Annotated in this window: 12 protein-coding genes; 10 read left to right on the plus strand and 2 right to left on the minus strand. The window is 55.5% G+C overall.

The features are described from left to right. Positions 1-2: 2 nt before the first annotated feature. Positions 3-353: an Arm DNA-binding domain-containing protein gene (locus tag ACR0ES_RS00005; RefSeq protein ID WP_480772578.1), complete on the minus strand. Its 351-nt coding sequence runs from the start codon at positions 351-353 to the stop codon at positions 3-5. A 367-nt stretch (positions 354-720) separates the two neighbouring features. Here ACR0ES_RS00005 and ACR0ES_RS00010 point away from each other — a divergent pair, with 367 nt between their 5' ends. The 4 genes from ACR0ES_RS00010 to ACR0ES_RS00025 all read left to right on the plus strand — a co-directional run bounded on the left by ACR0ES_RS00010 (position 721) and on the right by ACR0ES_RS00025 (position 6376). Then, positions 721-2601: a glycosyltransferase family 2 protein gene (locus ACR0ES_RS00010; RefSeq protein ID WP_480537606.1), complete on the plus strand. Its 1881-nt coding sequence runs from the start codon at positions 721-723 to the stop codon at positions 2599-2601. 94 nt (positions 2602-2695) lie between these two features. Next, positions 2696-3367: a class I SAM-dependent methyltransferase gene (locus tag ACR0ES_RS00015; RefSeq protein ID WP_209595900.1), complete on the plus strand. Its 672-nt coding sequence runs from the start codon at positions 2696-2698 to the stop codon at positions 3365-3367. A gap of 19 nt (positions 3368-3386) precedes the next feature. Further along, positions 3387-4442: a glycosyltransferase family 2 protein gene (locus ACR0ES_RS00020; protein WP_480869149.1), complete on the plus strand. Its 1056-nt coding sequence runs from the start codon at positions 3387-3389 to the stop codon at positions 4440-4442. Positions 4443-4468: 26 nt separating this feature from the next. Continuing rightward, positions 4469-6376 (plus strand): ATP-grasp fold amidoligase family protein, encoded by a 1908-nt coding sequence (locus ACR0ES_RS00025; protein ID WP_480772580.1) that lies wholly within the window; start codon positions 4469-4471, stop codon positions 6374-6376. 5 nt (positions 6377-6381) lie between these two features. Here the strand turns inward: ACR0ES_RS00025 and ACR0ES_RS00030 are convergent, their stop codons facing one another. Beyond that, positions 6382-6684, minus strand: a complete 303-nt coding sequence (locus tag ACR0ES_RS00030) for a DUF6476 family protein (RefSeq protein WP_480869151.1) — start codon at positions 6682-6684, stop codon at positions 6382-6384. Here ACR0ES_RS00030 and ACR0ES_RS00035 point away from each other — a divergent pair. From ACR0ES_RS00035 to ACR0ES_RS00060, 6 genes are all read left to right on the plus strand, one after another. Continuing rightward, positions 6683-7717 (plus strand): RluA family pseudouridine synthase, encoded by a 1035-nt coding sequence (locus ACR0ES_RS00035; protein WP_480772581.1) that lies wholly within the window; start codon positions 6683-6685, stop codon positions 7715-7717. The genes ACR0ES_RS00030 and ACR0ES_RS00035 overlap by 2 nt on opposite strands. A 145-nt stretch (positions 7718-7862) precedes the next feature. Further along, entirely contained in the window at positions 7863-8759 is an 897-nt protein-coding gene (gene rpoH / locus ACR0ES_RS00040) for an RNA polymerase sigma factor RpoH (protein WP_267366971.1), read from the plus strand. 272 nt (positions 8760-9031) lie between these two features. Continuing rightward, positions 9032-10006, plus strand: a complete 975-nt coding sequence (locus ACR0ES_RS00045; protein WP_480869153.1) for a Gfo/Idh/MocA family protein — start codon at positions 9032-9034, stop codon at positions 10004-10006. A 59-nt stretch (positions 10007-10065) separates the two neighbouring features. Continuing rightward, positions 10066-10335 carry a DksA/TraR family C4-type zinc finger protein gene (locus ACR0ES_RS00050; protein WP_480583687.1) on the plus strand — a complete coding sequence of 90 codons (270 nt, stop codon included), beginning with the start codon at positions 10066-10068 and terminating at the stop codon, positions 10333-10335. A 172-nt stretch (positions 10336-10507) separates the two neighbouring features. Continuing rightward, complete coding sequence (locus ACR0ES_RS00055; RefSeq protein ID WP_480869155.1) at positions 10508-12118, plus strand: phage minor head protein; 1611 nt, start codon at positions 10508-10510, stop codon at positions 12116-12118. Further along, positions 12115-12444 carry a hypothetical protein gene (locus tag ACR0ES_RS00060; protein ID WP_480508082.1) on the plus strand — a complete coding sequence of 110 codons (330 nt, stop codon included), beginning with the start codon at positions 12115-12117 and terminating at the stop codon, positions 12442-12444. Before ACR0ES_RS00055 ends, ACR0ES_RS00060 begins: the two co-directional genes overlap by 4 nt. Positions 12445-12551: the final 107 nt, after the last annotated feature.

Genomic DNA, 12551 nt, shown 5'->3' on the forward strand with positions numbered 1-12551 from the left:
ACTCAGCATTGGGCTGGAAAAGCCCTGTCGCATTCGAAAGGAAAGTGGCTTAAACGAGCACTTGGGGCGGCACAAAAACGGGACAGGTCCAAACGCTGTCGCTCCTTAATTGGGTCTTTGCCACTCCGGGCGACCTTACGCCATCGTTCGGCACTGTTACGGACTTCTTTCAGGCCCACTTCCGTAAATGAACCGAGACCCATTTCGCGTCGTCTGCCGTGGATTTGGACCCGCAGAAACCATTGCCCGCCGCCATCAGCGCGTTTGTGCAGCCAAAGCCCGCCACCGTCGTTGTATTTTCCGGGAGGCGCTGTCTTTACCTTGACTGCCGTGAGTTTGTTTAGTGCAGGCATCGATCCACCTTCATGTCCACCCTGTATTCAGGGACACAGTGAAACACTTGGAGCTAAAGGGAAACAGTAAAGTACCCGCAAAGCACTGTCCTTGCGCAATTTTTTCCACGCCGGTGGATATAGGGGGACAAGCAGAAATACAGGGCAACGGTACTTCAAGGCATCTCGACCGCACCAAATCTTTTCGCATCCTGTGAAGCACGGATCAGCTTATGCGAAGCAGGCTTTGCCGTTCTGGTCTGTTCTCTTGCATTGCAAATCCGAGGCCCGTAACTAAGCCAGGTGTCGGGAAGCGCGCCATACCTCTGCAATGATGCGATTTTTCCCTTCGTCCTGAGTTTGCGAGCCAAGGTTGCGGGTAGGTGCGATGAGACTTGTCATATCAACGATGAAAGACGAGGGGCCGTTCATCCTTGAATGGATCGCCTATTACCTTTCGATCGGGTTCACGCATTTCATAGTCAATTCGAATGACTGTTCTGATGGCACCGACGCGATCCTGAAAAGATGCGAGGAACTGGGTTTTCTGGTGCATATCGATAACCCCGGTCCCTGGAAGCATGGGCCGCAGGCGTCGGCCTATGCGAACGCTATGGAACATCCGTGGTACGCTGAGGCCGAGTGGATTCTGGTTTGTGATGTCGATGAATTTCTCGATATCCGTGTTGGGGACGGCACGCTGGACGATCTTTTTCGCACCTTTCCACATGCAGATGGCTTTGCCGCGATATGGCAGATGTTCGGGCACAATGGGATTGTCGAGTTTGAAGACAAGTTTGTGATCGAACAATTCACATCTGCAGCAGAGTTGGGGGTGGTTACGCCGCAGAATGTGCGTGCCTTCAAATCGCTTGTCAGAAACAACGGGTCTTATCGGGCAATCAACACACACCGTCCACGTGGCCCAATCGCCGGCAAGGCTGAAAGCTTTGCATGGATCGATGGTGACGGAGATCCCTTGCCACCTGCAATGCGGCGAAACGGTTGGTCTCATTCCACGACTGGCGCGGCCTTTGGGCAGCAGTTTTTCAGGATGAACCACTATGCCGTCCGGTCCATTGAGAGTTATCTGATGAAGCGGCTGCGGGGGGATGTAAACACAACCGCGTTTCATCCCAAGATGGAGGCAACGGGACAAGCCTATTGGCACATGCATTGCTTCAACAAGGTTGAAGAATTATCGGTCCTTTCCAAATTGGACCGCCTTGGAAAATCGTATGATGAACTACGTGCGGATCGTGTTCTGGGAGACTTGCACGAAAAAGCTGTTGCTTATCACAAGCGCCGTATCTCGGAGATACGTGAAACAGAGGCCGCGCAGGGATTCATAACTCGGTACAAGAATTTTGCCGGGGGGCGATATATCAAGGCGCTGGATCTGGGCGTGATGGAAGAAGGCGATCTTTCCTTTGATGCCGAGACCTACAAAGACCCCGAAGTTTCTTTCGCGCAAGTTGCGAAATGGACGCGCTTGGGCAAGATGTCCAAACCTGAAAACTCAAAACCCAATAACTACCCTTGGTTTACCCGGCTGGATTCTCTGGGAACGGCCATGGAGTACGAAGAAGCGGCGGCGCAGCATGCATTAATCACTAATGCAAAACAGGTGGACTTGCCGTTCGATCCGAAGGACCCATCTTTCCTGCCGCCAGTGTCTCCGGAGGTTGAAAGAACGAAAGAGCAGCGACAGCGGTTCTTGCGGTCAATCAGCGGCAAGAAGAACTGGGTTTTGATCGGGCATGTCGAAACCGAAATTGTAGAAGAAATACTCGCATTGGATGCAGTTGCTCAATTGACGATCATCGGGCCATGGGGGCTGTCGTGGGATACATTCGCCTGCAAGGATACGACGCAAGACAGTAATCTACAGGCCCTGGATCGCACGTTCTATGCATTGCTGGAGTACTTCCGCGAACCGATCATTGCGGGGCGTCTGAGGGTCTACCGGGCGCTGCCGCCTTTGATGCTGAAGCTGTTTCAGGATCAAAGTGTGGGCGTCGTGATCATACGCGGCGTTCGCGCCGAGCGTGTCATGTTGCAATTGCTGAACCGGATCGACAGGGTTCTGGCTCCGGGCGGAAGTATCGCTTTTACATCCTACAGGCGGGGCAAAGGGTCTTATTCCGGAATGTCTTCGGCTATTAACCGTTTTCTTGCGAGTAAAGCGAGTGACTATCGGATTACAAGCCTCGAGCCTCCGTGGCTTGGTATCGACAAGTTGCCACCACTTTCCAAAAACGACACATAGCTTCTGGTTCTTGAAGCAACGACATGTTAGCCATTGCCCAATAAACAAAACGGGTTTCGTGTGAATTCAATACCCGTCTGCAAGTGAGGTCGAGATGTCAAACGAACCCAGAGTGATCGGTGCTGTTCCCGGCAGCCAGAATAAACCGAACGCAGACAAGGCAACCAAGCGCAAGAATACAAAAGACGCGATCCGTCGTACGTTCCTGACGCGCCTTCCCAAGGGTGGCGTGGCTGTTGAGATCGGTGTCTGGCAGGGCGAGTTTTCTCCGACAATCCTCAAATTGCTTGAACCCAGTCAGTTGTTTCTGATCGATCCCTGGAAACATATTGGCGAGGAATCGCATACAACGGCGTTTGTCGGTCGGACCGAAGACGAAAAGATGGAAGCCATCTTCCAGAAGGTCGTCGCGTCCTTCGAAAAAGAGATCGAGGAAGGCAAGGTTGGCATCATTCGCGATTTCTCGGTGCCGGCATTAAAGCTCTTTGACGATGAGAGCATTTCATTTGCCTATGTCGATGGGGATCATTCTTACGAAGGAGTAACTGCGGACCTGGAGGCGTTGTTTCCCAAGATCAAAGCGGGTGGGATCATGGCGTTTGATGATTACCACCGTCGCGGTTGGTGGGGCGACGGGGTGATCCGGGCCGTCAACGAGTTTCTGGGCAAACACCCCCGTGAATTGCGTATCCGGGCAATTGCTGGTGCGCAGATCGCTATAGAAAAAATCACTCCGCAAGACGACAGCAAGAAACAGGGCGACTAAGCGTCTGGGGTGAATGGCAGTGACGAACAAGCCTGAAAAAATCCTCATCTCTGCAATGAAAAATGAGGGCCCATATATTCTGGAATGGGTGGCTCATCATAAAGTTTTGGGTTTCGACCAGATCATTGTTTACACCAACGATTGCACGGACGGTACGAACAGAATTCTGCGCCGTCTTGAGGCCCTGGGTCATGTTGAGTTTCACAGAAACCGCGTGGGAACAGGCGGGATTCACAGATCAGCTCTGAGGCAGGCCCGCCGTTTGCCCGTAGTGAAAGAAGCCAAGTGGGTCTATGTCTGCGATGCGGATGAGTTTCTGAATATTCATGTCGGAAACCATAAGGTGGACGACCTGATCGAGGCCACACCGGGTGTGGATGTCATTTCCATTCCATGGAAGATATTCTCGAACAGCGGTCGCCATGTGTTGCGCGACGCGCCAGTGACGCAGCAGTTTTTCGATGGTGAGTTGGAGTATGAGCAGGGCGGGGCGGGGCGCCGGTTCGTCAAATCGCTTTTCCGGCAGGGTGAAGTCTATCTCCGCTATGGTATGCACAACCCGCATCCCAAGTCCGAGTTTGAGGCAGGTGTATTCCGGTCCGTTCCCGGGGGGCACGCGAAAGAGCCCGCACCTTTTGGGAACCATGTTGCACCGCCTTTTGGATTTGAGATTGCACAGATCAATCACTATGCGGTCCGCTCCACACAAGCCTATCTGGCCAAGCGCAGCCGTGGGCGGGCCAACCACTCCTCCCAGACGCTGGGAACGGAATACTGGGACCGCTGGAACCGGGGTGGCGCGACGGATGAGACGATCCTCAGGTACAAGGGCGAAGTTGACGCACTGATGGCGGAGTTTCAGTCCGATGGGCGGCTAGCTCGGCTTCACCGAAAAGCATTCCTGTGGCACAAGGCGTTGATCGAAGACCTTCTCAAACAGCCAGAATACAACGCGCTTTACCAGACGCTTGTTAATAAGCCGGCTGTTGAATTTGTTGCTAAAGACCGCGGATTGCACGCGCGTCTTTCGGCAGACAAGCAACCGTCTTCCAGCGTAAAACAGCCTGAATCCTGAAAAACCCGCCTTCGGAGAAACTGCATATGGCCGCGGAAAATACTCTTCCCACAATCGGAATGCTCTGGTTGGAAGGTCCTCTCAGTTTTCTGGAGCAGATGTGCCTTTTGTCTTTTGTCGCGAACGGACACAGGGTCGTGCTGTTCCACTATGACGAAGTCGAGAATGTACCCGAAGGTATCGAACTGGTTTCGGCGAACGAAGTTCACGAACCGCAGCGGTTCATTATGAACAACCAGTTCAAAACACCGGTTCCGCAATCTGATATTTTCAGGCTGCAGCTGATGCAAAAAACCGATTTTCTCTGGTGCGATACGGATGTGATTTCTTTGAAACCGATCCCGAAAGCGGATCATATTTTCGGCTTCTTCAATCGCAATACGATCTGCAATGCGATCATGCGGTTGCCGTCCGACAGCCCCGCGCTGAAAGCGTATACGGAATACAGTCTTGATCCATTCCCGATCCGTCCTTGGGTAGAAGGTGAGGAACGCGAGAATCTGGAGCGCCAGAAAAAGGCCGGTGAGTTGCCTCATGCCTCGGATCAGGCACACAGTGTTTACGGACCCGGTGTCATGACGTGGTTTCTGCGACATCATGGCGAGATAGAACACGCCAGCCCACCCCCGGTGTTTTACCCGTTGCCGTTTCGGCAAACGGGGCAGGCGAACGACATTCCAGCGCGGGAGTTTCGAAAAAAGTACCTTACGGATCAGACGCAGGCCGTCCATCTTTGGGGCCGTCGGATGCGTTGGTGGATTGCCAAGGGTGTAAAACGTCATTCATTTCTGGATCGAAGGCTGCGCGGTTTGGGGATCAGTCCTGCCAATGCACCTTTGCCACGCAGAGGGCGGGGCGCGCCGCAGAAAATTGAGTTTCCCGACTCGCTTCCGGATTTGCGGATCAGCAAAGAGGAAATCAGTGAGGCCACCAACGGCGTGATGTCCGTAGCTCAGGTCGCAAATTCTGAGCAGTTCTTCAAATTGGCCCAGGTTGAATTGGATAAGATAAAAGACAAAGGGCTTTATGGGGTGAATGACAAACCCCAATCGGGTCATCAGCGAGGTTGGGATCACTATGCCAATGACGCATTGCGGTTGAATGCCATGTCTATGTCATTGTCGAGGTTTGCCAACAATCAGCGCTATTTGCCTGACTTGAGCAACCCCAAGACCGTGACTGAGAAGATGCTGGTCATGAAGCTGTTTGCCGAGATGCCCGAAGTGTCGGCGGCGGATAAGTTGACGGCGGAAAGTTATATCCCAGAACCAGCCAGGAACCTTGTTACACCGGTGAAGCGCTATTGGGTTTCATCGTCGCCTGAGTTGCCGGAAGACCTCGACCTAGAGCCCGGCAGCTATTGGCTCAAATGCAATAACGGGCAGGGGCAAAACCACAGGATCACCTGGCCCATGAACACAGAAGACCGCAACCTGGCCCAGGAGAAGCTTACCAATTGGAGCAATAAACCCATTCCCCACGGCTTCTGGGCGGCAGAATGGTGGTATTCCACGATCGAAACGCGCTATTTCCTTGAAGAGGATCTGGCGGCAGAAGGTCAGGACATCATCGACTGGAAATTCTGGGTTGTCGCCGGAAAGGTCCAGATTGTTCAGGTCGACCGGGACCGCTCTCGGGGGCATGTGCAGATGATCCACGACCGGGATTTCAACTTCATCCCGAAAGAGCTGTATTTCCAGACAAGCGATGACACCGAGCCCAAGCCAGAGGTGTTTGACGATATGGTCGCAATTGCCGAAGCCGTCGGACAACGTGTCGAGTTTGCGCGGGTGGACCTTTATGTAATTGGCGACAAGATTTATCTGGGCGAAATCACGCTCTGCCCGTTTGGCGGAAAACGCAAGATGCGTACGCCCGAACTGGATGTGCAGATGGGTGAGGCCTGGGTCGGCACCCGTCTGTTCCCGAACTGATCCGGTTACTCGACGGCGATTTCCCGACGCAGCTTTCCTGTTGTCTTGTCATAGATCAGGACGCGGTTGTCGTCGGTCACGACCGCATACCAGTTGGATCCAATGGTCAGGGCCTGCGCTCGGGCACCATCGGGTAAGTCGATCTGATCCGGCAGGGTGGGGGTGCGGTCTGATAGGCGGATGACAATCAGGGCGAATGTCACTAGAACCCCGCCAATCATCACCGCGGTCAGCATCATGACCATCCGCCGCAGTAATCGTAGCTGCGGGGTTTCCTGCGGTTCTTGGGGTTCGGAAGGGACAGTCATGGGCACCCGCCAGATTGAGTTTCAGATCGCGGCCGATCCGCCGCCTCGCCTTGATAAGGCGCTTTCGCGGGATGTGCCAGACGGTGAAAACCTGTCGCGCACGCGGTTGGCGCGCCTGATCGAGGATGGCGCGGTTCGGATCGACGGGACCCGGACTCAGGACCCAAAGGCCAAAGTGTCCGAAGGGGCGCAGGTCGCCATAACTGTAGCCGAGGCGGAAGACAGCCATATCGGTGCTGAAGACATCCCGCTTGAGGTTGTTTTCGAAGACGCAGACGTGATCGTCGTCAACAAGCCAGCAGGCATGGTGGTGCACCCCGCGCCGGGCTCGCCCGGGGGTACGCTGGTCAACGCCTTGCTGCACCATTGCGGTGACGCTTTGTCAGGTGTTGGGGGGGTGAAACGCCCCGGTATCGTTCACCGGATCGATAAGGAAACCAGCGGTCTTCTGGTGGTCGCCAAAACGGACGCCGCGCATCACGGGCTGGCCGAGCAATTCGCAGCACATAGCGTCGAGCGCTATTACCGTGCTGTGTGTTACGGGGTTCCGGATGCAAGTGATCCTCGTCTGCGCGGCGTCAAAGGTGTCAGCTTTGAGCCGGGAAACATCATGCGTGTGACGACCCAGCTTGCGCGGCACAAGACCGACCGTCAAAGGCAGGCGGTGTTGTTTCATGGCGGGCGCCACGCTGTGACACGCGCGCGGGTTGTTGAAACATTTGGTGCGCCTGCTGGTCTGGCTTTGATCGAATGCTGGCTCGAGACCGGGCGAACGCACCAGATCCGCGTTCATATGGCCCATGCCGGGCATGGGCTTGTCGGGGATCCGGTCTATGGTGGAAAGCGGAAACTGGCGACCAAGGCGTTTGCGCCTGCCGCCGCCGAATGCGTGTCCGGCTTTCCCCGGCAGGCGCTTCACGCCGCCGTATTGGGGTTCGAGCACCCGGTGACCGGCGAAAACCTGCGGTTTGAAGCCGAACTGCCGCAAGACATGGAGAACCTGATTGCCGCGCTTCGTGCACCGCTGACATAATAAGCAAAGTCCTGTGAGTAAGAGTTTCTTATCTTTCCTTCATGAAAGATTAATTTCAGACTGTTAGCAGCACCTCTTGAACAGGATGGGTTCTTTACCCATATCCTATGTTAAAGACTTAAACATTTGTCGGAGGGACATCATAATGGCAAATTACGCAAATCTCCCCGCGCCGACGCCCGAGGGCGGCCTGAACCGCTATATGCAGGAGATTCGCAAGTTTCCCCTGCTTGAGCCAGAAGAAGAATACATGCTGGCCAAGCGCTGGGTTGAAGAGCAGGACACAGAAGCCGCGCATAAGATGGTGACATCGCACCTGCGGCTGGCGGCCAAGATTGCCATGGGATATCGCGGCTACGGTCTGCCGCAAGCCGAAGTGATTTCCGAAGCCAATGTGGGCCTGATGCAGGCGGTCAAACGTTTTGACCCTGAAAAGGGTTTCCGTCTGGCCACCTATGCCATGTGGTGGATTCGCGCCTCGATTCAGGAATATATTCTGCGGTCATGGTCGCTGGTGAAACTGGGCACAACTTCGGCGCAGAAAAAACTGTTCTTCAACCTGCGCAAAGCCAAGGCGCGCATCGGTGCACTGGAAGAGGGCGACTTGCGCCCCGAAAACGTCGCGCAAATTGCCAATGATCTAGGCGTGACCGAAGAGGAAGTCATCAGCATGAACCGCCGCATGTCCGGCGGGGACGCGTCTCTGAACGCCACGGTCGGGTCTGAAGGTGAAGGCACGATGCAATGGCAGGACTGGCTTGAGGATGAAGACGCCGACCAGGCCGGAGATTATGAGGCGCGCGATGAGCTGGAAGCGCGTCGCGAGTTGCTTGCTGCGGCGCTGGACGTGTTGAACGACCGTGAAAAGGACATCCTGACCCAGCGCCGGTTGCTGGATCAACCGGTTACGCTGGAGGACCTCAGCGCCCAATACAATGTCAGCCGCGAGCGGATCCGTCAGATCGAAGTTCGCGCGTTCGAGAAGCTGCAAAAGAAAATGCGGGATCTGGCACGTGAAAAAGGGATGCTGGGTGTCAGCTGACCACAATGCCAGCCTGCAATAGCTGCGGGCTGGTATTTCATCTGTGCGAAGAAACCGCCTCTTCGCGCACATGCCCGGCGCGTCCTGACAGATCATTTCCTGCTGAACGCGTATGACCGCTATCCGGACTGTGAAGCCAAAAGAATGGCCGCAGGGCCAAAGCTATGGTACTGCAAGGACGCGTTTCATTTCGATGAAGGTGTGACAGGTCGATCCTGCGGATCTCGCAGGGTCACGAACCCTTTGGGGTTCAAACATCTATGGAGAGCGTTATGCAAAAACCGGTTCAGTTTGGCGTGTTAGGTGCCGCGAAATTCGCGCGTGAATACATGGCACCGGCGATACATGCCGCCAACGGGGCGCGACTGGCTGCACTGGCGACATCAGATGCGGCAAAGGCTGAACCTTTTTCGTCTTTCTGTCCCGATCTGAAAGTGTTCGAAAGCTATGATGCGCTGTTGGCGGACCCTGGTATTGATGCGGTCTACATACCACTGCCCAACCATCTTCATGTGGAATGGAGCCTGAAAGCGCTGGATGCCGGCAAGCATGTGCTGTGCGAAAAGCCGATGACAATGAAGGTGGACGAGTTTGACGCATTGATCCAAAAGCGCGACGAAAGCGGCTTGCTTGCCGCCGAGGCGTATATGATCGTGCATCACCCCCAATGGCAATTGGCGCGCAAACTGATTGCGGATGGTGCAATCGGCAATCTGGTGCACGTAACCGGAGCGTTCAGTTTCGACAATCGGGCAGATACCCAGAATATTCGTAACCGCGCTGAAACGGGCGGCGGCGGATTGCGAGACATCGGTGTTTACGTAATTGGCGGAGCCCGGTTTGCAACGGGGCGGGAACCGGTGGCGATACAGTCAGCCATCCGTTGGCAGGATGATATCGACATCTTCACCGAAATTCGCGCGCAGTTCCCCGGTTTTACCTACTCAAGCTACGTGTCCATTCGGATGCATCCCCATCAGGAAATGGTGTTTCACGGGGAAAATGGCCTGATCCGCCTGACTACACCGTTTAATGCGCGTGTGTTTGGTGAAGCCCGGGTCGAGTTGCACCGCCCGGGGCTTGAGGTGCTGGTCACCCGGTTCCCTGGAGCAGACCATTACAAGCTTCAGGTCGAGGCCTTCTGCCGCTCGGTCAGGGAAGGGGTAGAGTATCCCTGTCCGCTGGAGTTTTCTCGGGGGACGCAAGAGGTGATTGACCGCGTGTTCGACGGCGCAGTTTCGCTGTAACTTGCCCTTTGCGCGCGGGCTCGGCTATCCTTTTGCTTACGTTTAGCAGGAGATGACCCATGGCCGGAGGCTGGGCGCGCGACGGCGCAGTGAGCGAACAGATCGAAGCGTCGATTTCGGATGAACTGGCGCGGATGCAGGCGCAAAAGAGGCCTGTTGGTGAAAGCCTGACCCATTGCGCCGAATGCGAAGAGCCGATCCCTGAAAAACGCCGCGTTGCTTTGCCGGGCGTGAAGCTGTGCCTTGAGTGCCAGCAGGAACGCGATGGTGCGTTCAAGGCACGTGGCGGCGTCAATCGGCGGGGGTCGAAGGACAGCCAGTTGAAGTGATCTCAGGTGCGGCTGCTTTGAGCCTATTTTGTCGGATGCTGCGTCGTGCATGAATGTCTGGCTCCAATGCAAGCAGGATGCGTTGCTCTCCGCAAAAAAGTTGCGAACGGTAGTCTTGGGCTTTGTTTACCAATTGTGAATAGAACATTTCCGGCACGTTTTCGGAGATTCCATGCAACACAGTTTCAGCCACTTCTTAAGGCACAGCGGTGACGGCAAGTACGAGATCGCGCAGCGACACGGTCATCTGATTGGCCGCCGCGTAGGATTATCGCTCAAGTCGACATTTCCTAACTACACAGCTCTACGGGCCGATTTCAGCGAACGCCTCGACCAGGTGATCTCCGAAAACACTCGGATGCTTCTGAACGCGCTGACCCCGCCTGACACAGTGCCAATTGTCTCCGAAGCTGAATTGCGGGATGTGTCAGATGCAAAGTCAGAAGCGCTCGACGCCTGGGACGCGCGTCTTGAGAGAATATTCGGCGAATACCAAAACCATCCGCAACGGTTGCGGCCACTGCGCACAGACATGGAAGAACGTCTCGTTCGGGCTTTTGCGGGAGTAATAAATCGGCTTCGGCAGGAAAGCTTGGGGATTCAGCAATACATCTGGCGCTCGCGAGATGATGCCAAGGTGCGCGACAGCCATGCGGCCTATGACGACCGCGTTTTCCGCTGGAACAATCCACCGGAGGGCGGGCATCCCGGCGAGGCACACAATTGCAGGTGCTATGCCGAGCCAGTGCTGCCGGGCGTTCAGAGCAATGTGGTACTCGCTGACTTTGCACCCACGGCAAATGGTGTCCCCGCTCTCGATCTGACGGAGGCGATGCGTGGCTTGCGCGCTCTGACGGGCGTCGGCGCGGCGCTTCTTGCGTCTGATGCGCTGCAAAACTGGACGCAAGCCATGCGTGATAGGCGCGTGGACGATGCTGGCGCGCGACTGGGGGTCGATGTAACAACTGTCGAAGGTCGCCTGGCGGCGACAGCCTATGCCCTCGTGCAGGAAGGGATTAGCACCGGCGAGTATCCGGTCCTGCCCAAGACCCCCGAATTCGCACGAATAGGGGCCGAAGCGGCAGCGCTTTATGAGTTGCTAAATCCCGGCACCATTCTTGATACAGGCGTTGGCGGTGATCCCGCGAAACAGCGCGCTTTGCAGGATTTCATCGCAGCCGCCGGGGCAGCGTTCGCGCGCGGTGAACTGCGGCTTCAGGATGGGGAACTGGCGCAAGGCTGGGTCGAAGTCTTTCCTGAGCTTGCGGAGGATGAACGCCGCTTGGGGCAACTGCCGGGTTTCACTCCGGAACGGGTCGAGCAATGGCTTGAAACCTATCCGATTGAAGAGCTTGGCCTGCCGAACCACACCGGATCGCCAATTCCTGATGATCCGACCGACAACATTGTCTCAACGCCGATCCCGGAAGAGGCGGGGCCGAATATTGTCGAAGCCCGACCTGGGGCCACAACGACACCTAGCGGCAACAGAATTCTGCCCCACGGTGGCAAAGGGGGCGGGCGAGAATATATTGGCCTCAAAGGCCACGATGTTGAGCAAATTGACGAGATCATCGCCAATCCTCGTCCAGATCTGAGCGGTATCGTTGAAGGGCGCGGCAGATACAAAGGGCAGGATATGACCCTGTTGACAGGCCAGGATGGCCATTGGGTGCTTCTTGACCCCGATGGTAACGTCTTCGCTGTAAGCAATCGTAATCTGCCGCTTGGGCACAAAGAGAACCAACCGGACGACATCATCCGTCCTCTGGAGGAGCAATGAATACACGGTTTGAAGACCTGATAGAGCAGGCACAAACAGGGGCAGGCACTGAATGGATTTCCGAAGCCGAGCTTCTGGACTTCAACGAATATCTTGCCACACGCGGCTTTGGCATTTCAAGAATGGAGGTCGCACAGGCAGCCGGTGGGACCGTCAAGCGAAATTTCGGCTACGGCATCTTGCCTGCCCCAATCGGCGACGACCCCGAACACTGGCTCAATCATTTCGATCCCCAACGTTCCGCCGCATATGTTCGCGAAACTGTTCAGTTTGCCAAAGAAGACGGCGCCCTGTTCGACTACAAGGTTTGGGCCGAGCAGCCTTAAATCACCGAGAAGCTTGGTCAAAAAAACATACGTTTCTGCCCTGCCAACCCTGAGCCGCCATTGGTGCGATCGCAGAGAAACGAGGCTTTGTCCGCTTAGCGGGCATT

The sequence above is a fragment of the Ruegeria sp. N7 genome (genome assembly GCF_056531345.1).